We start from the raw sequence: 20,525 nt of genomic DNA, 5'->3' as shown, positions 1-20,525 counted from the left end.
CGGTGGTCCCCCGACGGGGGTGGGGGACCGCCGGCGGTGGGTGAGCCCGTTCCGGGCGTGTCCGGGGCGCCGTGCGTATCGTTGTACTGCGCGGCTGTCGCAAGACGCGGCGGCGGGGAGGAGCGCGAAGTGACCATCGAGCTGACCAACAGGATCGAGATGGCCGACAGCGACGAGCTCAGCCTGGACATGCTGTTCGACTGGCTGGAGCGGATGCCCGTCCCCGAGGGCTACACGGTGGAAATCGTCGAGGGGGCCATCTACATGTCGCCGCAGCGGGACAACCATTGGGACCTGATCGCCAACCTCTATGACCAGCTGCGGACCAAGTACCCACGGGCACGTGTGAAGAACGAGATCCGTGTCGACTATCCGGGGCACCTCAACGGATTCTCTTCCGACGTCTTCCTGATCAAGGAAGGCGCGGCCAAGGGCCCGAGCGGGCGCTGGCATTACCAGGACGTCGAGTTCATCGCCGAGGTGATCTCCCGGGACACCGCGAAGAACGACTACGGGCCGAAGAGGGACGCCTATGCGCTGGCCGGCGTGCCCGTTTACCTGATCGTGGATCCATACATCGGCCAGTGCCACGTCTTCACGGAGCCCAAGGACGGAACGTATCGCGCCGCACCGGCGGTCAAGTTCGGGGACCCGATCGACCTGACGGACACGGTTGTCGGTTTGGCGGTCACCACCGACGAATTCGGGTGGGACTGAGGCCTGTCAGAAGGCGGCGCGGAGCGCCGTTCCTCTGAACCGTCGGCGCAACCGGAAGCGGTTCGCGATCGCCGTCGCGGCTGAGCGGTCCGCACCGGGGCGGCGTTTCTCGGACGGCGTCACGGTCTCCGGAAGCCCCGACTGCCATACGCCCCGGTAGTCCGTAAAACGCCTCGTCCCGCAGGCGTTGCAGCGCTGCTCACCGCTGTCGGAGGCCCAGCCTCCATCGTGCGGGCAGTGATTCACGAGCCTTCCGACGGCCCTCATCGATGCCCCTCCGTCGCCACGCCGTGCGTCACGATCCAGTGCATCCGCACCGCCGCGGCCGCGCGGGAGCGATCCTCGCCCACTGCCTTCTGCTGGGCGTCGTCCAACTCGACGCACTCGGCGCAGCCGCTCAGATACGGCCGCAGCCCGGCCGCGTTCCGGTCCTCGCGCGTCGCGAGCCGCAGTGCGGAGGGCGGTACCTCCCAGACCGCCTCGCCGCCCGGCTGCCGGACAGCCACGAGGGTGTCGCCCTCGCCGACCACCTGGGCGATCCTGTCGTCGCGGGTATCCACGACGTAGGCACCAATCCTGTACGTCACTGCGGTACGCCTTTCACTCATCCCTCGCTACGTCCCCCGCATGACTGTCCGTGCGGGGGGACTTACAGCGTGACCGTGCGGGTCTAGGCTCCGGAAGAGCAGGGCTGTAGCCCTTGGCGCATGGACCACAAGGGAGTAGTAGTGCCCGCACGTAAGTCCACTTCGGGGCGCAAGCCCTCGGCCCGGCGGACGCTGGCGGAAGAACTGGCGCGTCTGCGCGAGGAGTCGGGCAGGTCGTTGAGCGAGCTGGCCGAGGAGACGACGTACGACCGCGCGTACTTGCACAAGCTGGAGAAGGGCGAACGCCTCGGATCGCCGGAGGTCATGAAGGCCCTGGACCAGGTGTACGGGACGGACAAGCACCTGAGTCTGCTGTGGGAGCTCGCCACGGTCGATGTGATCCCCGACAAGTACAAGCGGTTCATGGCGCTGGAGAGGGACGCGATGTCCCGGTGCGAGTTCTCCGTCAGTACGGTGCCGGGTCTGCTCCAGACCGAGGGATACGCACGCGAAATCCTCAAGGCGGGCCGGCCTCGGACCGAGGATGAGCTGGAGGAACAAGTAACCGCACGGCTGGCGCGTCAGGAGTGGCTGCGAAACCCGGACCAGCCCCATTACCGGGTCCTCCTGGACGAAGCAGTCCTGTGCCGGGCGGCGCAGGACCCGAAGGTCTGGCACGAGCAGCTGGACAGGCTGGCCCACATGGACCACCTGTCTTACGGAACACTTCAAGTGGTCCCGTTCTCCGCCGGCCTTCACGACCTGCTCGGCGGGTCACTGACCCTCCTGTGGTTGCCCAACGGAGACTCGGTCGCCTACGTGGAAAGCAGCGTCTCCGGCGATCTGCACGAGGACGCGGCAGACGTGGAACGACTACGGCTGTCCTACGATCTGCTGCGGGATTCAGCCCTGTCGCCCCGCGAGTCCGTGGCATACGTGCAGCGATTGATGGAGGACAGCTCGACATGCGGCCCCCGCGACCAGACCTGACCACTGCCTGTTGGCGGAAGTCGTCGTACAGCAACTCCGACGGCGGCAACTGCCTCGAAATCGCCGACAACATACCCGGGGCCGTCCCGGTCCGTGACAGCAAGGACCCGGGCGGCCCGGTACTTGTCTTCACGCCTGCAGCGTGGGCCGCGTTTCGCGGCAGTGCCGTTCCCACTCCTCCCGGGTGAGCTCGTACTCGACCTCCCCGTGCTCCGAGCCCTCGATCTGCTCGGGCCAGTCCCCGGTGAAGCTCCGTAGGAACGACAGGCCCGCCTTTTCCATCACGCGCCGGGAGCGCGTGTTCACGGCCATCGTGTTCGCGGTCACCCGCTGCACCCCCAGCTCCGTGAAGCCCTTGTGGATCAGGGCCTTCGAACCCTCTGTGGCGTAGCCCGAACCCCATGCCGTCCGGCCCAGCCGGTAGCCGAGTTCGACCACCGTCGGGTCGTGGTCGTCCAGCGGACGGAACTCGAACCAGCCCAGGAAGGCCCCGGTGGCCTTCTCCTCCGCCGCCCAGAAGCCGCGCGTCCCGGAGCACGGGTGGTCGTGGAGCAGACGCGGCAAGGTCCGCGCCCGGATCGCCTCGCGGGTCGTGGAGCGGCCGCCGTTGATGAAGCGCATGACCTCCGCGTCGTTGTCCAGCGCGAGCAGGTGGTCGGTGTCGGCCTCGGTGAACGGGCGCAGGGAGAGGCGGTCGGTCTCCAGGAAGGGGTGCATACCGTGATCTTCGGCGTCGGCGGCCGAGGGCGCCACTCGTTATGCGGTGGCGGCGCAAGGTGCCGACAGGCCCGGCCCGGAGGTGAAGAAGACCCCCTCGGTTCCCTCCCCGCCCCACCCAACCCACCTAGGCCGAAAGTAACCCCCCTCAACGCGCGAACCATTGATCAGCCTCCTCCCCACCTGTTGCATATGCCCCGACCACAGATGTTCCGGCGTTCCGTACGTACGGAGGGGGAACCTTGCGTAAGTCCAGAGCACGTTCCAGAGCACGTTCAGGAAGTCAGGTCGCGAAGAGCGGCATAGCAGGGGCGGCGGCGCTGGTGGGCGCTGCCGCCCTTGTCGTGTCCGCCGTGCCCGCGCAGGCGTTCGCCGCGCCGGCCGCCGGCGATCCGGCGGATGTCATTCCGGGGAAGGGAACCTCCACCCCTTCCCTGGTCGACGGCATCCGGGAAGGTGTGAAGGCGAGCGGGAGCGCGGCCGACGCCGCCCGGGGGCACCTCGCCGACAAGAAGAGCCGCTATCGCATCGCCGATCCGGCCCGGGACCTGAAGGCCGTCCAGTCGGTCACGACCGGGCCGAACGAGACGGTCAGGCTCCAGCAGAAGCACAAGGGCGTCGACGTCCTCGGCGGCCAGTACGTCGTCCGGATGGAGAAGAAGGACGGCAAGCGCGTTGTCACCGGCACCTCCGGCAAGTACTTCACAGCGCTGACCACCGGCACCACGCCCGAGGTGAGTGAGGAACTCGCTGTCCAGCGCGCGGTCGGTGCGACGCTCGCGCAGATCGGCGGGAAGAAGCTCACGGCTGCCAAGCCCGGTGGCAAGGCGAAGCCGTCGCTCAGTGGCACCGCGCGCGGCCTCGTCGTCCTGCCCAAGGGGGCCGGCGTGCTGACCCAGCACGTCACCGTCCGGGGCACCGACCCCGCCACCGGGCAGCCCGTGCTGCACGAGGTGTACGTCGACGCCAAGTCCGGCTACCCGGTCCTCCAGTACAGCGGGATCAAGACCTTCGGGACGCCGAAGACCGCCACCGCCAAGGCCACCGCCACCGGCGAGGCGAAGGCGGCCGGCGAGGGCGAGCCCGCCGGGGGCCCGGCCAAGCATCCGGGCGTCGCCGGATCGGGCGTGAAGTACGACGGCACCACCGTCGAGCTCGGCCTGTTCTTCGACACGGCCCGCGGCGAGTACGTCATGAACGACCACTCCCGCATGTGGGACACCAGCAAGAACGTGATCTCCACCTGGGACACGCGCGGCAAGGACGTCTCGGAGGTGGGCGGCGGCCGCTGGCCCGAGGGGCTCAAGGAGTTCGGCTCGAAGAGCCCGCAGTTCGGCAAGGACGCCACGGACGCGGGCGCGGTCGACGCGCACTGGGCCGCGGGCAAGGTGTACGACTACTACAAGAAGGTGCACAGCCGGGACAGCCTCGACGGCCGGGGCATGGCGATCAACTCCCTCGTGGGCGTGACGAACTTCGGGATGCCGTACGTCAACGCCTTCTGGGACGGCACCAAGATGGTGTACGGCGGGGGCGACGCGGAGTTCAAGACGCTCTCCGCCGACCTCGACGTGGTCGGCCACGAGATGACGCACGGCGTCGTCGAGAACAGCGCCAACCTCGTCTACGCGGGCCAGTCCGGCGCGCTCAACGAGGCGATCGCCGACTACTTCGGCAACGCCATCGCCGTGGACGCGGCCGGCATGTCCATGGACGACCCGGACGCGGGGCTGCTGGGCGGCAACCTCTGCCGGACCAAGACCCCGCGCCAGTGCGCCTTCCGTGACCTCAACGACGGGGCGACGACGTCCAAGAACTTCCTGGGCGTGTCCTTCGCCAGCGACAACGGCGGGGTGCACCTCAACTCCACCATCTTCTCGGGCGCCCTCTGGGACATCCGCGAGGACCTGGGCCGCACCCTCGCCGACAAGATCGCCTACAAGGCGCTCACCGAGTACATGACCCCGCTCGACGGGTTCACCGAGGGCCGTAACGCGGTGATCGCCGCCGCCAAGGCGCTCAAGGTCTCCGCCAAGGACCTGAACGTCGTCACGCGCTCCTTCAACGCCCACGGCATCGTCCCCAACTGGGAACAGGCCATGGGTGTGGACTCCGACCAGCTGCTCGGCAAGCTCAACGTCTACAGCACCAAGGTCGGCGCGGGCGGCGGCTGGTGGGCCACGTCGAAGTCGAACGACGACGGCACCGAGGCCTTCTCGGTGTGGGCCGGGCGCACGGACGGCAAGGGCGCGCCCAAGCTGATCAGCCCCAATGACGGGCGTTTCCACGTCAACCCGGCGACCGACGGCAAGACGGTGGCGTGGGCGGCGTACAGCGCGGCCGGTATGGAGGTGCTGTCGCGGCCGCTCGCGGGCGGACCGGTCAGGAAGCTGTACAGCACCTCCGACAACATCCTGGACGTCCGGGTCGAGGGCGGTGTCGTGGCCTTCGAGAAGATGGACGCCTTCGGCGCCCGGCACGTGGGCTTCATGCGTACGGGTGACAAGGACGCGACCTGGGCCGACGGCGGCAAGGCCGACACCGGCTCGGCGTTCCCCTCGCTCTCCGGTGGCCGGCTCGCTTACGCCAAGACCTACGCCGACGGCGACGACTACCGCATGGGCGTCGAGGTGCTGGACCTCAAGAGCGGTGAGCGGAAGCTGATGAACCAGCTCGGGCGGCCCGAGAGCATCGGCGAGACCGCGATCAACGGCAAGTACGTCTTCTGGCTGGCGGACGAGGTCGTCGACGACGGCCAGGTGGCCGTGCGCCGGTCGAACCTCGACGGCACCGGGACCGTGGACCTCAGCAAGGAGAAGGGCGAGGGCGCCCTGTTCGCCCAGGGCCTCACCGCCTCCGACGAGGCGCTGACCGTGACCGCGTCGCTGCCCGACCCCAAGTACCACAACGAGACCATGTCCAAGCTGTGGCAGTTCGGCGGGGCGAACGGCACCGACCGCGCCCGCGTCTCCTGCAACCGTGGTGAGCAGCTCTCCGCGGCGGCCGCCGGCGGCAAGCAGGTGGTGTGGATCGACGGCACCACCGGATACACCGACCTGGTCACCCGCACCCGCCCGGCGGGCAACTGCGGCTGACCCCCGGGACCGGCGGCTCGTGGAGTCGCCGGTCCGACCCGCTACGACCGGGCCCACGGCGCCGACACGCCGGGGCCCGGTCCTCGTGCTTCCGGGACCGGGACACGGTGGGGGCGACGGCGGGGGCGACGGCGTGTCGTCAGCCGTACGCCAGCGACTTGAGCCTGCTCAGCGAGCCGTTGAAGAGGTTGTGGTCGCCGACGGTCGAGCCGGTCTCGGTGTACTGCCAGAAGGTGTGGAAGTCCCACCCGTTCGGCAGCTCCCCGGCCGAGGAGCCGTAGCGCGGCACCCACAGCGGGTGGTCCGAGCCGAAGCGGCCGTAGTTGCCGGTGCACTTCTTCCACCAGGCGGTGGTCGTGTAGATGACCGCGTCGCGCCCGGTGCGGTGGCGGTAGACGGAGAGGAAGTCGGCGACCCAGTCGAGCAGCGCGTCGGCGCTCATGCCGTAGCAGGTGCTGCCGTAGGGGTTGTACTCCATGTCGAGCACGCCCGGCAGGGTCCTGCCGTCGTCCGACCAGCCGCCGCCGTGGTCGACGAAGTAGTCGGCCTGGTCGGCGCCGCCGGAATTGCCCGGCAGGGCGAAGTGGTACGCGCCGCGGATCATGCCGGCGTCGTAGGAGCCGTTGTACTGCTGGGAGAAGGACGGGCTGCGGTAGCTGGTGCCTTCGGTGGCCTTGACGTAGGCGAAGCGGGCGCCCTTGTTCCAGAGCGTCGACCAGGGGACGTTGCCGTTGTGGCTGCTGACGTCCACGCCCTCGACCGTGGCGATCGCCTCGGCGCCCCCGGCCGGGGGCCTGCCCGCCTCGTGGGTGGGGACGGTCGAGCCCATCCAGTCGCGCTCGGGGTGGAACGGGCGTTGCCGGGAGCCGGCCGTGGCCGCGGCGGCGGTGCCGGGCAGGGCGAGCATGGTGAGGAGCAGGGCCAGTAGGGAGAGCAGGGGGACGAGGGGGGCCAAGGGGGCGGGTCGGGCCGCGGGTCTGTAGGGGACCGGGCGGCCCGGCCCTGAGCGATGTGCGGGCATATGGTGCCTCCGAAAGCCAGGGTGGGGGGAGAGTGGGGGAGAATTCAACGGCTATCGAATTGGTATGACCATGCCATTAATCGGGTGAGGAGCGGTGGCGCACACCGTGATGGGGACCCGGGGTGCTGCCCTTGGGCTAATCCTGCGAAATACTTACGGAGCTGCGGCGACACGACGCGGCCGAAATGATTTTTCAGCGGCTGAAAGCAGGAAAGGGCCTCACGTGCAGGAGACCCACGAGACCAGTGCCCCGCTCCCGGAGGAAGACGTCCCCGGCCGGGGCGCCGACGCCGGTACGGACACCGGTACGGACCCATGCGAGGGTCCCGCCGTCGACCCCGCCTTCCTCGCCCTGGAGCGTGAGCTGGCGGTCTTCCTGCGCCGCGCCCGCGCGTCCTCCGGCGAGATGGCCCGTGAGGTCCACCCCGACCTGGAGCCCGCCGCGTACGGGCTGCTCGTGCGGCTGGAGGAGAGCGGCCCGCAGCGCGCCACGGACCTCGCCGGCTACTTCGGCGTCGGCAAGGCCACCATGAGCCGCCAGCTGCGCGCCCTCGGAGACCTGGGCCTCATCGCCCGCGACCCGGACCCCGCCGACGGCCGCGCCGCGCTGATCCGGATCACGGCGGAGGGGCGGGAACGATTCACCCGTGTGCGGGACGCCCGTCGTGCGCAGTACATCCGCAAGTTCGCGGACTGGAACCGCATGGAGGTCGCCGAGCTGGCCCGCCTGCTCCACCAGCTGAACGAGCGGGCCGAGGCGTAACGCCTGACGGCCGGCCGGGTGGGGGGCTGGGGCTTCGCCCCAGGAAACAGGAAGGGGCGGGGCCGGGGCTCTCACCCCGCCGCGACGGCGCCCGGCCACCACCGACGCGCCGGCCACCGCCGACGCGCCCGGCGGTGCCGAACCGGCGGTACGCGCCGTCAGGCACCGCCGGACTCCGCCGTGACGGCCGATCACCGTCGCGGCGGATCCGGGGCGCCCCCGGACCGTGCCCCCGCCCAGCGGCCAGGCGCCCCAGCGGCAGGCGTCAAAGCTCCGCGTAAACGGCCGCCGCGTCGTCATGAGCCTTGCCCCGGCGGAACGCGCGCCCGTCCGGGTCGGCCAGCTCCGCCTCCCGGACGTGGTCGATCAGCGTCCGCGGGCCCTCCTTCGTCAGGAGCGCGAAACAGTCCGCCCAGCGCCCCTGCCGGAAGACCTCCACCCAGCGCGCCGCGCCGTCCGTGAGCGCCGCCAGCGCGCGGACGTCCCCGCGCGCCGTCGTACCCGTGACCGCGCGGGCGCTCACCGCCGGATCGGCTGCGGCAGTGAAGAAACCGCCCTCCGTATTGCGCTGGGCATCCGTCACCCGCCCGGCGGCGGCCAGCCGGGCGATGCGGTCGTCCAGGACGGCCGACACCGTGCCGTCCGCCCCCTCGATCAGCAGCGCCGAGTCGGACAGCACCAGGTGCTCCACCGCCTCCGCGTCCCAGCGCGCCGCCACCACCGTCGCCTGCGGAGTGAGCCGGCGCGTCAGGTCGCAGGTGTCCCGATGGGCGTCGGCCGTACGGGAGATGGCGGCCGACAAGCATTCCGCCAGGGTCATATCGCGGCGCGAGGAGGCGAGTTCCAGCAGCGCCCCGCCGAGTCGCGCCGTGAACCACGGAACCCCGTGCGTACACCCCGACTCCCCGGCCGGCGGCGGCGTCACCCCGTCCAGCAGCACCAGGGCCCCGCCCTGCCCGCCGGCGGGCAGGGCGACGGACGCGTAATCCTCGTTCGGACGGCCCGGATCCCCTGGCTGGGTGGAGAGTTCGATGCGCATGCGACCAGTGTGCCGGATGCCCGAATTTCCTTGCCCGTTGACGCGCATCCTTCCGGCGTGCTCGGCGGTTGATGTGGTGGGGCACTTGCCGGGGGGAAGCGGTGGGTGACATCCGGCAGGGGCCACCAGCGGGTGGAGCGGAAGACCAGAGCAGAATGCGAGCACCGGTGCGCAAGAAGCGGCTTCGCGGCGGCACGCGCGAACAGCAGACCACAGGAGTACCGGAGCGCACCGCCCGCGTACGCAACAGGCTCATCGCCTCCGTCGCCGTCGTCTCGCTCGGCGCCCTCGGTGCGGGTGCCTTCGGCATCGCCGACGCCATACGCGACCTCACCGACTCCCGGCGCCTCGCCGGGCAGGCCACCACCGCGAGCGGCGCCGTCGCCCTCGCCCACGCCCTGGCCGACGAGCGCGACGCCATGACCGAGTACGTGGCCGGGGGGCGTACCGACGCGGGCGGGGCCGGCGCGGCCTCGGAGGAGCAACGGGCCGGTGTGGACCGGCAGATCGAGGAGTTCCGCGCGAGCGCGCCCGACTCCCTGCGGCACCGCCTCGCCGCCCTGCCCGAGCTGCGCCGCCGCGCCCTGGCCGGGCCCGACGACGCCCTCGCCGTCTTCACCGCCTACACCGCCACCGTCCAGGCCCTGCACGCGGTGGAGACCGGGCTCGTCCAGCGGCTGCCCGGCCGGGCCCGGCCCGGTGAGGCCGTCGCGCTGCCCGCCCTCGGCCGGGCCGTCGAGGAGGCCTCGGCCACCCGCGGCCTGTTCCTGGCCGCCCTGGCGGTCCACGGCGCCGCCCAGACGCCGCTCCTGCTCGCCGCCCAGCAGCGACGACTACAGGAGCAGGCCGCCCTCGACGACTTCCACCAGCTGGCCCCCGCCGGGCTGCGCGCCGAATACGCCCGTACCGTCAGCGGCCCCCAGACCGCCGCCGCCGAGGCCAGGCTGGCCCGGCTGGCCGCCCGGCCCCAGGCCGTCGCCGCCGAGCCGGAGCGGCCCGGGACCGTACGAGGGCAGCTGACCGCCCGCGTCGACCAGATGCGGGGGCTCGAATCCGGCCTCGGCACCGAGGAGATGGCCCGTCTCGCCGGACTGCGGGAGCACGACACCACCGCGCTGGAGGTGCGCGGCGCCCTCGCCGCGCTGGCCTTCCTCCTCATCCTCGGCACCGGAGTGCAGTCCGCTCGCTCGGTGACCCGGCCGCTCGCCGCGCTCCGCCTCGGGGCGCGCCGCGTCTGCGCGGACCCGGTGGACAAGGAACCGGTCGCCTTCCGGGGCCGCGACGACGAGTTCGCCGAGGTCGCCCGCTCGGTCAACGTCCTCCACGGCACGATCGTCCGGCTGCGCGAGCGCGTCGCCCTGCTGGAGGGCGAGCGCAACCGCCTCGACGTGGCCCGCCAGGACCTCGCCGACGAGCGCGACGCGCTGCGCGCCCGCTGCCAGGAGATCGACGACCGGATGAGCGGGCTCTCCGGCCGGGTCCACGCCACCTTCGTCAGCCTCTCCCGCCGCACCCTCGGCCTGGTCGAGCGGCAGCTGACCGTCATCGAGTCCATGGAGGCCCACGAGGCCGACCCGGACCGGCTGGAGGTGCTCTTCAAGCTCGACCACCTCGCCACCCGGATGCGACGCCACAACGAGAACCTCCTCACCCTCGCCGGCGCCGACCACCACAGCACCCACTCCGGCCCCGTGCCCCTGCTGGACATCCTGCGGGCGGCCGTCAGCGAGATCGAGCGGTACGAGCGCGTCCGGATCCACTCCCTGCCCGCCCGTGCCCAGCTCGCCGGCTTCGCCGCCGACGACGTAAGCCATCTCGTCGCCGAACTGCTGGAGAACGCCACGACTTTCTCGCCCCCGGACGTCCAGGTCCAGGTCTCCGGCTGGCTGCTGGAGAACGGCGAGGTCATGCTCTCCATCCAGGACGAGGGCATCGGCATGCCGCCCGAGCGGCTCGACGAGCTCAACGCCCTCCTCGCCGAAGCCGATCCGGACCCGCGCGGCACCGGATTCGGTGAGCAGGGCGATCCCGTCATGGGCCTCGGCCTGTACGTCGTCGCCCGGCTCGCCGCCCGGCACGGCGTCCGCGTCAAGCTGCGCGAACAGCGCCCCGGCGGCATCACCGCCGTCGTCGTCCTGCCCGGCCATCTGCTGCCCGCCGAGCCCCCGGCCGCCGCGAGCGACCTCGCCGGGAGCCGGCTCCAGGGCGCCGTACGGACAGCGCCCCACACCGACCTGCCCGGCGTGGTCGCCGAGGTCAACTCCCATGCGCTGCACGGTCGGTCCCACCCCCAGGGTCCGCCGCCCGTGGTGCCCGGGCCCCGGCGCTCGGGCCCCTGGGCCCAGCAGGAGGAGCACACCATCCAGCTCACTACCGTGCGCAGGGCCGCGCCCGCGCCGGACGAACCGCGCCCGGCCGCTCCTCCGCATCAGGCTCCTCCGCATCAGGCGGCTCCGTATCCGAGGCCACCGCATCCGGCGGCTCCGTATCCGACGCCACCGCACCCGGCCGCGCCGCACTCGGCCACTCCGTACCCGGCCGGACGGCACTCCCGGAGCGCCACGCCCCCGCCCGCCGCCCCTGCCCCGGCTCAGGCCCCCATCCCGGAGCCCCGCTGGCAGCAGCCCGCCCGCCCCGCGCCCGCCCACGGGCCTGCGGGACCGGCGGCCGGGCCCTCGACGGCGGCCGGCGCCGCACCGGCCGGCCCGGCGATGGCACCGCCCCCGCCGGGCTACGGCGCCACGGACGTACCCGGCATGACCGGCAACAACGGCCTGCCCAAGCGCACCCCCCGGGTCGTGGCCCGCAAGCCCGTGCCGCTCAGCGTCCGCCAGGGCGTCGACGCGGAGGCGCTCCGCCGCAAGCTGGCCGGCTTCCAGCAGGGCGCGCGCGACGGACGGCGGGACGTGGAAGTGGAGTTGACGCATACGACGGGGTTGACGGGACGTGATCACAGCACGCGTGATCGTGGTACTGATCGGAACCGAGCGGGGGCGCCGGACGAGGGCGGCACTGTCGAGGAGGCACGCGGTTGACTGCATTTTCCCAGGGGGCGACGCCCGTAACCCCCACCCGCACCACGGGCGTCACCGCCTACGGACTGAGCGAGGAGGCCCGGAGCCTGCACTGGCTGCTCACCGATCTGGTGGAGGAGGTACCGGGCGTGCGCTCCGTCGCGGTCGTCTCCTCCGACGGACTGCTGCTGCTCTCCTCCACCCCCGACCAGCCGGGCGCGCGCGGCGCGGGCGGGGCCGCGGAGGGGCCGCGCGGCTCCACCGCCGACCTCGCCACCATCGTCGCCGGGCTCGGCAGCCTGACCTCGGGCGCCGCGGCGCTGATGGACGGCGGGCCCGTCAAACAGACGATGGTCGCGATGGCCGGGGGCGGCCTGTTCGTCATGACCATCAGCGACGGCTCGCTGCTGGGCGTCCACACCGCGCCCGACTGCGACATGGGCGTGGTCGCCTACCACATGGCCCTCTTCGTGGGCCGGGCCGGACACGTCCTGACCCCCGAACTCCGCAGGGAGCTGCGGCAGTCGGTGGAGGCCGCCGGATGAGCACCGCCGCCCCCGTGCTGCGCGCCCCCGCCGGGCCCGTACCGGACCGGCGCACCGCGCGCGTACGCCCGTACTCGCTCACCGGTGGGCGTGGCCGTTGCGGCCATGTGCTGCTCATGGAGACCTTCGTCGGGGCCCTGGCCGACGCCGACGACGGCCGGGGCGACGCCCGCGACCCCGGCGCCCCGGCCGGGCCCGGCGCGGCGCTCACCTCCTGGCTGCTGCCGGAAGTGCGCGCCGTCCTCGGGCTGTGCCGGCGGCTGCGCTCCGTCGCCGAGGTCTCCGCCCTGCTGAGGATGCCGCTGGGCGTGGTCCGCGTCCTCCTCGGCGACCTGGCCGACCAGGGAAGGATCCGCGTCTACGGCACCGGCCACCTCACCGGACGACCCGACCGCGCGCTGCTCGAAAGGGTGCTGAGTGGACTACGCAGGCTCTGACGCGACGGCCCCCCGCGACCCGGGACCGGCCCCGGGCTGGCAGACCGATCTGTCCCGCGCCCCCGCCGCCACCAAGATCGTGATCGCGGGGGGCTTCGGGGTCGGGAAGACCACCTTCGTCGGCTCCGTCTCCGAGATCACCCCGCTGCGCACGGAAGCGGTCATGACGACCGCCGGGGAGGACGTGGACGACCACACCGCCGTCCCCGCCAAGGCGACGACCACCGTCGCCATGGACTTCGGCCGCATCACCCTCGATGCGGACCTCGTGCTGTACCTGTTCGGCACCCCCGGCCAGCAGCGCTTCTGGTTCATGTGGGACGACGTGGTGCGCGGCGCCATCGGCGCGGTCGTGCTCGTCGACACCCGTCGGCTGGCCGACTCCTTCGCGGCGCTCGACTACTTCGAGAGCTGCAGGCTGCCCTATGTCGTCGCCGTCAACCACTTCGAGGGCACCACGCGCCACTCTTCCGAGGCGGTGCGCGAGGCCCTGTCCCTGGAACCGGATGTCCCCGTGATCAGCATGGACGCCCGGCACCGGATCACCGTTGTGGAGACGCTGCTGACGCTGGTGGGACGGGCCCTGGAGATCACCCCGGGAGCCGTCTCCCGGGCCGTTCACCGTGCCGCGCCGAGCGCCGCACCCGAGCCGAGCCGAGGCGGGCGTTGCGACGGATCCTCATAGTCGGAGCCGGCCAGTCCGGGCTCCAGCTGGCCCTGGGACTTCAGGCCAAGGGGTATGACGTGACCGTCATGTCGAACCGCACCCCGGAGGAGATCCGCTCCGGCCGGGTGATGTCCACCCAGATGATGTTCCGCACCGCGCTGCGCTACGAGCGCGAGCTGGGCCTCAATTTCTGGGAGGGCCTGGCCCCGCGCGCCCTGGGCCTGGGCTTCTCGGTCGCCGGGACGGTCCCCGGCGTGCCCGGCGTCCAGCGGCCCGTCGACTGGATCGGCCGGCTGGACGGCTACGCCCAGTCCGTCGACCAGCGGGTGAAGATGGCCGGCTGGCTGGACGCCTTCGCCGAGCGCGGCGGCCGGCTCGTCGTCCACGCGGCGGCCGTCTCCGACCTGGACTTCCTCGCTTCCCGCCACGATCTGGTGCTGGTCGCCGCGGGCAAGGGCGAGCTGGTCTCGCTCTTCCGCCGCGACCCCGCGCGCTCCCCGTGGACCGCGCCGCAGCGCTGCCTCGCGCTCTCCTACGTCCATGGGCTGGGCCCGCGCGCCGAGCACCCGGAGTACGACGCGGCGCGCTGCACCGTCGTCCCCGGAGTCGGCGAGCTGTGGGTCATCCCCACGCTCACCACCTCCGGCCGGGCCGACATCCTCTTCTGGGAGGGCCTGCCGGGCGGGCCCCTCGACGTCTTCCAGGACGTCGAGGGCCCGGGCGAGCATCTGACGCGGACGCTGGAGCTGCTGGAGTGGTTCGTTCCGTGGGAGTACGGGCGGGCCACCGCCGTGGAGCTGACCGACCCGGGCGCCACGCTGGCCGGGCGCTATGTCCCGGCCGTCCGCGACCCGGTCGGCCGGCTGCCGTCCGGCGGGCTGGTGCTGGGTGTCGGCGACGCGGTCGTCGTCAACGACCCGATCACCGTGCAGGGTGCCAATTCGGCGGCCAAGTGCGCCGCCTCGTACCTCGCCTCGATCGTGGAGCGGGGCGACGAGCCTTTCGACGCGGAGTGGATGCGGACGGCGTTCGAGCGGTACTGGGCCTCGGCACGGCACGTCACCCGCTGGACCAACACCATGCTCGGCCCCCGGTCCCCGCACATCCGCGCCCTGATCGACGCGGCGGCGGGGCTCCAGCCGGTCGCCGACCGCATCGCCAACGGCTTCGACGACCCCTCGGACTTCGACGACTACTTCTACGACGCGGCGTCGGCGGAGGCCTATGTGGCGGAGACGAGGGCGCTGACGGCGGGCGGGATGGCGGGCGGGACGTAGCCGGTCATGGGCGGTTTGCCGGCGTCCGGGCGCACGGCCCCCAGCAGCGGGTTCGCGGCGATGGGGGAGATCTTGACGACGTCGCCGGGGCGCGGGGCCTGTACCACCTGCCCGTGGCCGAGGTAGAGGGCGACGTGTGTGGCGCCCTCGAAGTAGAGGACGAGGTCACCGGGGCGCAGCTGGTTCAGCGGAACCTTGGGCAGCGTCTTCCACTGCTCCTGGCTGGTGCGGGGGATGACGTCCCCGGCGTGTGCCCAGGCCTGGGAGGTGAGCCCGGAGCAGTCGAAGGCGTCCGGGCCCTCCGCGCCCCAGACATAGGGCTTGCCGACCTGCCGGAAGGCGAAGTCGAGGGCCCGGATGCCCTCCTCCGAGGGCGCCTGGGCGCCGCTGAGCGCGCCGGAGGCGAGCAGGCTGCGCTGGGCGTCGCCGATGCCGTCGGCCTCCGCGCGGCGCAGCGCGGCCAGCTGCTCGCCGTCGAGCGAGGCCAGCAGCCGCTCCACCTCGCCCAGCCGTTCCTGGATCGCGTCTCGCTGCCGCTTCTGCTCGGCGGCCAGGGTCTGCTGCGCGTTGAGCGCCTCGCGGGCCTCGCGGGCGAGGGCGGCGGCGCGCCGCTCGCCGTCGGTGAGCCGTTCCACGGCGTCGGCCCGGCGGCCGGCGGCGCGTCTGATCTCGTGGCCGCGGGCCATGGCCTGCCGGGGGTCGTCGCTGAGCAGGAACTGGACATAGGGGGAGAGGCCCCGGCTGCTCCGGTACTGCTCGCGGGCGATCCGGCCCGCCTCCTCGCGGCCGGTGGTGAGCGCGATCCGGGCGTCGGCCAGTTCCTCGTTGAGCCTGTCGGTCCGTGCGCGCTGCTTCTTCAGCTTGTCGTCGGTCGCGTCATAGGCCTCGGTGGCCTCCTCGGCCTGGCGGTAGAGCGCCCGGAGCCGGGTGAGCAGGGCGCTGACCGGCTGTCCGGGCGGGTCTGCGGGGGCCGCGAACGCCTTCGGCGCGGGGGCGGCGGTCAGGGCGAGCACGGCGGTCGCGGTGCTCACGGCCAGCGCCGACGCGCGGACGACGCGGCCGACACGAACGACACGGGCGACGCGCACGAACCGTCCTGACACAGGCTCACCTCCGGCGGCGGGCGTGATCACGCCCGGAAAGCGATCCTGCCATGGACGATATGACTAGTAGGAACGACGTGGACGAAACCGCCCAATGGGCGTCATCGGGGTCACCCGTACGTTGATCCGGCGCGGCGATCAGTCCGTGCGGGGCGGGTGGGGTTTGTGGGGTGCTTGGGGTGTGTCGTCGGATCCCAGGGGCGTCTGGGATCCCTGGGACGGCCGGGACCAGGGCCACTTCAGCTCCACACCCGGCTTGCCCTCCGGGTCGTACGCGTACTTCCAGCCCTTGGGGAGCCCGAGGCGCCGCGTCACGGCCGCCGGCTCCCGCCGGTAGACGTACACGGTCGGGGCCGCGCCGGGCTCCTCGGCCGGGACCGGCACCTCGTACTTCTTGGGCGGCAGCCCGTTCAGCCCGAGCAGGACGTCCAGCACACGGCCGTCCATCGGCCCGCCCTCGAAGGGCGTCTTCTCGCTTCTCACACCACCAGTCTCCGTCAGGACGCGGCCGCGGTGCTCATCGGCCGCGCTCGTCGGCCGGTACGAGGTGCCGCAGGTAGGCCTCCGGCTCGCTCAGATAGCGCCGCCAGTGGTCGACCAGCAGCAGATCCCGCCACTCCACGGGCTGGATGCCGTGCTCGCCCACCTCCAGGATCCGGGCGCCGGGAGTGGAGGCCAGGACGGGGGAGTGGGTGGCGCAGACGACCTGGGCGCCGGACCGTCCCAGCCGGTGCATCAGGGAGACCAGCCGCAGACAGGACGCGAAGGAGAGCGCGGCCTCCGGCTCGTCCATCACATACAGGCCCGGCTGCCGGAACATCGCCTCGAAGACCGCGAGGAAGCCCTCGCCGTGGCTCATCTCGGAGGTGTCCTCGTCCCAGTAGCCGGGCAGGCCCGAGACCGCCCCCATCAGGCCGAAGGCGGTCTCCGACCGCAGGAAGAAGCCCTTCTTCCTCGTACGCGGACCGGCCATCATGCGGGCGCCGCGCGAGGTGAAGTCCAGGTGGATACGCTCGCCCAGCTCCGTCATCGGCCGGTTGTTGCCGTACTTCCGCCCGGCACGGCCGCCCTGCGCGTCCAGCCCGAACCCCTCGGCTATCGCCTCGACGATCGTCGACTTCCCGGAGCCGTTCTCCCCGACGAGGAAGGTGACGGGCGCGTCGAAGACGATCCCGCCGGCCAGCAGCTCCTTCACACAGGGCACCGACCAGGGCCAGGTGTCCGCCTCGTCGTCACCGACGAGCTCGGGCGGTACGTAAGCGCGGTTCACGAGCATGCGTACGAGCGTAGGGGCGGGGTCTGACAACGGCCCGGATTCCGGTCGTCGGCGCAGGCCGGAGGCGGATCAAAGGAGGTGACCGGCGTCCTCCAGCAGGGGGAGCACCCGGCGGGCGAGGTCGCCCACCGGTCCGTCGGCCGGCTCCCGGGACAGCGCCGAGCGGGCCACCGAGGCGACCTGGGGGTCGCCCGCGCCCGTCGTCACGAGCAGGGCCACGAAGTGGTCGACCAGCCAGTCGCGCAGCTCGACCGGCGGGGGCCGCTTCCCCTCGTCCAGCCAGATCAGCGAGGCGGCCTCGACCGCAGTGATCCACATGCGCACCATGGTGCGCAGCCGCACCCCCGGCTCGGCCACGGACAGGTGCTTGACGATCTGCGCGACGGCGGCCCGGCGCACCTCGTCGACGATGGCGCCCGTCCGCGAGGTCTCCGCGACGCTGCCGCCCTGGAGCAGGGCGGAGAAGCCCGCGTCGTGCTCGTCGACGAAGGCGAGGTAGCGGTCCAGGACCGCGGAGAGCCGGCCCGTGAGCGGGCCGGCCTCGGGCTCGGCGAAGCACAGCTCGAGCTCGTCGGCCGCGCTGCGCAGGGCTGCCTCGTACAACTGCTGCTTGCCGCCGGGGAAGTAGCGGTAGACCAGCGGGCGGGAGACCTTGGCGGCGGCCGCGACGTCGTCGAGCGAGACGTCCTCGGGCACGCGGTGGGCGAACAGGCGCAGAGCGGTGGCGATCAGCTGGGCGCGGCGCTCGGCGACGCCGAGCCTGCGGTAGGAGGTGGTTCCGCTGCCGGTCATGGATCGCAGCGTAACGGGCCGGACTCCGGCGGCAGAGGGCGTCAGGGGTCAGGCCAGCAGCCCGGAGCTGCGCCAGAGCCGCCGCCCGGCGCCGCGCAGCAGTCCGATCTCGTCCAGGAAGCCCGTCAGGCGCTCGGCGCCCGTCCGCATCACCTCGCGGCGGTGGCCGCTGGCCCGGACCTGGGCCACGGCCTCGCGGCGGTCCAGCCCCACGTTCGTGTAGACCTGCGGGTTGATGAACGCGGCCGTGAAGACGCGGGCCGCCTCGCCCGTGCTCACGCGCGTCAGCTCCGCCTCCCAGCGCGGGCACGAGGTCATCTGCCGCCGCAGCTCCTCCCGCGCGTAGCGGACGTGGCGGGCCTCCTCGACGACGTGGATGCGGGTGACGCCGCGGACGAGCGTCTGGACGCGCTCGTCGGGGAAGGTCAGCCGCTGCATGTGGTCGAGGATCTCCTCGCCCAGCAGGGTGGAGGCGAAGGAACCCGGTGTGGTGGAGACGGTCTTGAGGACCCGGGCGAGGTTGTGGTGGCGGCGGGCGACGGGGTAGGCGGGGGCGCCGACCTTGTCGATCATCCGGGCGAACATCTTCGAGTGCCGGCACTCGTCGGCGATCTCGGTCAGCGCGTAGCTGACGTGGGAGCTGGTCACGGGCTTGTCGTAGATGTGGCGGACCAGCAGCTGCATCAGGATGATCTCGAACCAGATGCCGAGGGAGGCGAGCGAGGCTATCTCGTGCCGGGAGAGGTCCATCCGCTGCTCCTCCGGCATCCGCCGCCACAGCGGGGTGCCGTAGAGGGAGACCAGCTCCGGCGGGCAGTACCACTTGCCGGGCTCCAGGGGCGCGGCCCAGTCGAGGTCGGTGTCGGGATCGAAGGAGTGCCGGGCGGAGGACTCGAGCAGCCGCCGGGCGACCCGCTCACGGTCCTTGAGCGGGCCGAGCGCGTCGCGGGCGCCGGGGACACCGCTGGTATCGGGGACGGTCGCCATGACGGAAGCCACCTCATCGTCGGACTGGAGCGTGCTCTCTGTACTTGGACTTGGACTTGGACTTCGGACTACCGGCGGTACGCCCTTATGAGACTACTTGTCAGCAAGCCCGTCAAGGCTTCTCGTGGACCCCACGAACGGCTCATTGACCCGGCGGTAACCCCGTGTGAGCCTTCAGAGGAGTCACCAGAAGAGTCATATGACCTGCCCAAGAGTTACACCTGCCCAACAGTGCTGATGAGCAAGGGACAGGAGGCGTCCACGATGACGCGCGACCTCTACCGCCACGACCCCGGCCCGTCCGTCTGGGAGGTCCCCGCGACGGGGGCGGCACGCTTCAGCTGGGACTACGACGAGGGCCGCGAACGGCTTCTCGCCCTCTACCAGAAGGGCAAGGACAAGCAGTGGGACGGCACCAAGCGCGTCGACTGGGACCTGGAGGTCGACCCGTACGACCCGCTCGGCGTGCCCGACGAGAACCTCGTCGTCTTCGGCACGCCCTACTGGGACAAGATGAGCGAGCACAACAGGCGTGATCTGCGCCGTCATTACGCCTCCTGGAACTTCAGCCAGTTCCTGCACGGCGAACAGGGGGCGCTGGTGTGCGCGACCCGCATCGTGGAGGCCGTCCCCGACCTGGACGCGAAGTTCTACGCCGCCACCCAGGCGATGGACGAGGCGCGACATGTGGAGATCTACAGCCGTTTCCTGCACGAGAAGATCGGCATGATCTACCCCGTCAACCCCAGCCTCCGCTCACTGCTGGAGGACACCCTGCGCGACTCCCGCTGGGACATGCCCTCGCTGGGGATGCAGGTGCTGATCGAAGGACTCGCCCTAGCGGCGTTCGGAATGCTGCGCGACTCGACGGAGAAGCCGCTGCCGAAACAGATCCTCGCGTACGTCATGCAGGACGAGGCCCGGCATGTGGCCTTCGGTCGTATGGCGCTGCGCGAGTACTACAAACAGCTTTCCGATGCCGAATTGCGCGATCGCGAGGAATTCGTCATCGAGGGCTGCTACCTGATGCGCGACCGGCTGCGCGGCGAGGAGGTCCTCGCCGACTTCGGGGTGCCGGCGGCGGACGCGGTCGAGCTGAGCGAGCGCTCCGAATTCCTCCAGATCTTCCGGAAGTTGCTGTTCAGTCGCATTGTGCCGTGCGTGAAGGACATCGGCCTGTGGGGCGAGAGGCTCCAGCGCGCCTACGCGGACATGGGGGTGTTCGAGATGGGTGACGCCAGCCTCGATCAACTCATGGCCCAGGACGAGGAGATCGCCGAACAACTGGACGCCCGACGCTTCACGGCGGAGGAAGCGGCCCGCACGGAAGAGGTCGCCCGGACGATCGCGGAAGGGTAACGGTAGTGGGGCTGCCGGGAACTTTACAGAGGAGCCGTGCCTGTCCTGTCTGAATTCTGTGAGCGATGCCGTGTTACGGAACGCTTTGCGGTACATCGCCGTCCTACGCGGGCAGGAATGGACTCAGCTGCGCGAGGGG

21 protein-coding genes are annotated in these 20,525 nt (G+C 71.7%); 11 read left to right on the top strand and 10 right to left on the bottom strand.

What is annotated here, in order from left to right; translation table 11 throughout:
- The first annotated feature begins 129 nt into the window (after positions 1-129).
- Entirely contained in the window at positions 130-717 is a 588-nt protein-coding gene (locus tag AB0E98_RS08840) for a Uma2 family endonuclease (protein WP_361700145.1), read from the top strand.
- Positions 718-723: 6 nt separating this feature from the next.
- Here the strand turns inward: AB0E98_RS08840 and AB0E98_RS08835 are convergent, their stop codons facing one another.
- Complete coding sequence (locus AB0E98_RS08835; RefSeq protein WP_361700142.1) at positions 724-984, bottom strand: DUF6255 family natural product biosynthesis protein; 261 nt, start codon at positions 982-984, stop codon at positions 724-726.
- On the bottom strand, positions 981-1,304 hold the full coding sequence (locus AB0E98_RS08830) for a hypothetical protein (RefSeq protein ID WP_361700139.1): 324 nt from the start codon (positions 1,302-1,304) through the stop codon (positions 981-983). The genes AB0E98_RS08835 and AB0E98_RS08830 overlap by 4 nt, the downstream gene beginning before the upstream one ends.
- Before the next feature lie 141 nt (positions 1,305-1,445).
- Here AB0E98_RS08830 and AB0E98_RS08825 point away from each other — a divergent pair, with 141 nt between their 5' ends.
- Both AB0E98_RS08825 and AB0E98_RS08820 read left to right on the top strand, forming a co-directional pair.
- Positions 1,446-2,294, top strand: coding sequence for a helix-turn-helix transcriptional regulator (locus AB0E98_RS08825; RefSeq protein ID WP_361700136.1), 849 nt, complete (start codon positions 1,446-1,448; stop codon positions 2,292-2,294).
- A complete protein-coding gene (locus AB0E98_RS08820) occupies positions 2,270-2,482 on the top strand; it encodes a DUF397 domain-containing protein (RefSeq protein WP_361700133.1) in 213 nt (70 codons plus the stop codon). Before AB0E98_RS08825 ends, AB0E98_RS08820 begins: the two co-directional genes overlap by 25 nt.
- On the opposite strand, the gene AB0E98_RS08815 is transcribed toward AB0E98_RS08820, so the two are convergent.
- A complete protein-coding gene (locus AB0E98_RS08815; RefSeq protein ID WP_361700130.1) occupies positions 2,424-3,011 on the bottom strand; it encodes a GNAT family N-acetyltransferase in 588 nt (195 codons plus the stop codon). The two genes, AB0E98_RS08820 and AB0E98_RS08815, sit on opposite strands and share 59 nt — an antisense overlap.
- Positions 3,012-3,334: 323 nt before the next feature.
- On the opposite strand from AB0E98_RS08815, the gene AB0E98_RS08810 reads away from it, so the two are divergent.
- Positions 3,335-6,106: a M4 family metallopeptidase gene (locus AB0E98_RS08810; protein WP_361700128.1), complete on the top strand. Its 2,772-nt coding sequence runs from the start codon at positions 3,335-3,337 to the stop codon at positions 6,104-6,106.
- Positions 6,107-6,245: 139 nt separating this feature from the next.
- On the opposite strand, the gene AB0E98_RS08805 is transcribed toward AB0E98_RS08810, so the two are convergent.
- Positions 6,246-7,013 (bottom strand): lysozyme, encoded by a 768-nt coding sequence (locus tag AB0E98_RS08805; RefSeq protein ID WP_361700536.1) that lies wholly within the window; start codon positions 7,011-7,013, stop codon positions 6,246-6,248.
- A 337-nt stretch (positions 7,014-7,350) separates the two neighbouring features.
- Here AB0E98_RS08805 and AB0E98_RS08800 point away from each other — a divergent pair, with 337 nt between their 5' ends.
- A complete protein-coding gene (locus tag AB0E98_RS08800; protein WP_361700126.1) occupies positions 7,351-7,890 on the top strand; it encodes a MarR family transcriptional regulator in 540 nt (179 codons plus the stop codon).
- A gap of 265 nt (positions 7,891-8,155) precedes the next feature.
- Here the strand turns inward: AB0E98_RS08800 and AB0E98_RS08795 are convergent, their stop codons facing one another.
- The gene (locus AB0E98_RS08795) at positions 8,156-8,929 is read right to left on the bottom strand and encodes a protein phosphatase 2C domain-containing protein (protein WP_361700124.1); all 774 of its coding nucleotides are present in this window, start codon (positions 8,927-8,929) and stop codon (positions 8,156-8,158) included.
- Between the two features lie 155 nt (positions 8,930-9,084).
- Between AB0E98_RS08795 and AB0E98_RS08790 the strand changes: the two genes are divergently transcribed.
- From AB0E98_RS08790 to AB0E98_RS08770, 5 genes are read left to right on the top strand one after another with little or no spacing between them, the layout of a single operon-like run.
- On the top strand, positions 9,085-11,964 hold the full coding sequence (locus AB0E98_RS08790; protein ID WP_361700121.1) for a nitrate- and nitrite sensing domain-containing protein: 2,880 nt from the start codon (positions 9,085-9,087) through the stop codon (positions 11,962-11,964).
- Positions 11,961-12,488 carry a roadblock/LC7 domain-containing protein gene (locus tag AB0E98_RS08785; RefSeq protein ID WP_361700119.1) on the top strand — a complete coding sequence of 176 codons (528 nt, stop codon included), beginning with the start codon at positions 11,961-11,963 and terminating at the stop codon, positions 12,486-12,488. The genes AB0E98_RS08790 and AB0E98_RS08785 overlap by 4 nt, the downstream gene beginning before the upstream one ends.
- Positions 12,485-12,925, top strand: a complete 441-nt coding sequence (locus AB0E98_RS08780) for a DUF742 domain-containing protein (RefSeq protein ID WP_361700117.1) — start codon at positions 12,485-12,487, stop codon at positions 12,923-12,925. Before AB0E98_RS08785 ends, AB0E98_RS08780 begins: the two co-directional genes overlap by 4 nt.
- Positions 12,906-13,610: an ATP/GTP-binding protein gene (locus tag AB0E98_RS08775; RefSeq protein WP_361700115.1), complete on the top strand. Its 705-nt coding sequence runs from the start codon at positions 12,906-12,908 to the stop codon at positions 13,608-13,610. The genes AB0E98_RS08780 and AB0E98_RS08775 overlap by 20 nt, the downstream gene beginning before the upstream one ends.
- Positions 13,592-14,869, top strand: coding sequence for a styrene monooxygenase/indole monooxygenase family protein (locus AB0E98_RS08770; protein ID WP_361700112.1), 1,278 nt, complete (start codon positions 13,592-13,594; stop codon positions 14,867-14,869). Before AB0E98_RS08775 ends, AB0E98_RS08770 begins: the two co-directional genes overlap by 19 nt.
- On the opposite strand, the gene AB0E98_RS08765 is transcribed toward AB0E98_RS08770, so the two are convergent.
- From AB0E98_RS08765 to AB0E98_RS08745, 5 genes are all read right to left on the bottom strand, one after another.
- On the bottom strand, positions 14,815-15,972 hold the full coding sequence (locus AB0E98_RS08765; RefSeq protein WP_361700109.1) for a C40 family peptidase: 1,158 nt from the start codon (positions 15,970-15,972) through the stop codon (positions 14,815-14,817). The genes AB0E98_RS08770 and AB0E98_RS08765 overlap by 55 nt on opposite strands.
- A 138-nt stretch (positions 15,973-16,110) precedes the next feature.
- Entirely contained in the window at positions 16,111-16,455 is a 345-nt protein-coding gene (locus AB0E98_RS08760) for a hypothetical protein (RefSeq protein ID WP_361700105.1), read from the bottom strand.
- 34 nt (positions 16,456-16,489) lie between these two features.
- Positions 16,490-17,248 (bottom strand): AAA family ATPase, encoded by a 759-nt coding sequence (locus AB0E98_RS08755; protein WP_361700103.1) that lies wholly within the window; start codon positions 17,246-17,248, stop codon positions 16,490-16,492.
- A 69-nt stretch (positions 17,249-17,317) separates the two neighbouring features.
- Positions 17,318-18,040, bottom strand: coding sequence for a TetR/AcrR family transcriptional regulator (locus AB0E98_RS08750; RefSeq protein ID WP_361700100.1), 723 nt, complete (start codon positions 18,038-18,040; stop codon positions 17,318-17,320).
- A gap of 48 nt (positions 18,041-18,088) precedes the next feature.
- A complete protein-coding gene (locus tag AB0E98_RS08745) occupies positions 18,089-19,027 on the bottom strand; it encodes a diiron oxygenase (protein ID WP_361700098.1) in 939 nt (312 codons plus the stop codon).
- Between the two features lie 264 nt (positions 19,028-19,291).
- On the opposite strand from AB0E98_RS08745, the gene AB0E98_RS08740 reads away from it, so the two are divergent.
- Positions 19,292-20,386 (top strand): ferritin-like domain-containing protein, encoded by a 1,095-nt coding sequence (locus tag AB0E98_RS08740; RefSeq protein ID WP_361700533.1) that lies wholly within the window; start codon positions 19,292-19,294, stop codon positions 20,384-20,386.
- Positions 20,387-20,525: the final 139 nt, after the last annotated feature.

The sequence above is a fragment of the Streptomyces sp. NPDC037389 genome, from assembly GCF_040636475.1.
GTDB classification, from domain to species: Bacteria; Actinomycetota; Actinomycetes; order Streptomycetales; family Streptomycetaceae; genus Streptomyces; species Streptomyces hesseae.
This window is presented reverse-complemented; position numbering and strand designations above follow the sequence as displayed.

Excerpts from the sequence above, each read along its gene's own strand:
- AB0E98_RS08835 (WP_361700142.1), bottom strand. The coding sequence starts at position 984 with ATGAGGGCCGTCGGAAGGCTCGTGAATCACTGCCCGCACGATGGAGGC.
- AB0E98_RS08820 (WP_361700133.1), top strand. The coding sequence starts at position 2,270 with ATGCGGCCCCCGCGACCAGACCTGACCACTGCCTGTTGGCGGAAGTCG.
- AB0E98_RS08745 (WP_361700098.1), bottom strand. The coding sequence starts at position 19,027 with ATGGCGACCGTCCCCGATACCAGCGGTGTCCCCGGCGCCCGCGACGCG.
- AB0E98_RS08805 (WP_361700536.1), bottom strand. The coding sequence starts at position 7,013 with ATGCTCGCCCTGCCCGGCACCGCCGCCGCGGCCACGGCCGGCTCCCGG.
- AB0E98_RS08755 (WP_361700103.1), bottom strand. The coding sequence starts at position 17,248 with ATGCTCGTGAACCGCGCTTACGTACCGCCCGAGCTCGTCGGTGACGAC.
- AB0E98_RS08795 (WP_361700124.1), bottom strand. The coding sequence starts at position 8,929 with ATGCGCATCGAACTCTCCACCCAGCCAGGGGATCCGGGCCGTCCGAAC.
- AB0E98_RS08780 (WP_361700117.1), top strand. The coding sequence starts at position 12,485 with ATGAGCACCGCCGCCCCCGTGCTGCGCGCCCCCGCCGGGCCCGTACCG.
- AB0E98_RS08750 (WP_361700100.1), bottom strand. The coding sequence starts at position 18,040 with ATGACCGGCAGCGGAACCACCTCCTACCGCAGGCTCGGCGTCGCCGAG.
- AB0E98_RS08740 (WP_361700533.1), top strand. The coding sequence starts at position 19,292 with ATGACGCGCGACCTCTACCGCCACGACCCCGGCCCGTCCGTCTGGGAG.
- AB0E98_RS08815 (WP_361700130.1), bottom strand. The coding sequence starts at position 3,011 with ATGCACCCCTTCCTGGAGACCGACCGCCTCTCCCTGCGCCCGTTCACC.
- AB0E98_RS08790 (WP_361700121.1), top strand. The coding sequence starts at position 9,085 with ATGCGAGCACCGGTGCGCAAGAAGCGGCTTCGCGGCGGCACGCGCGAA.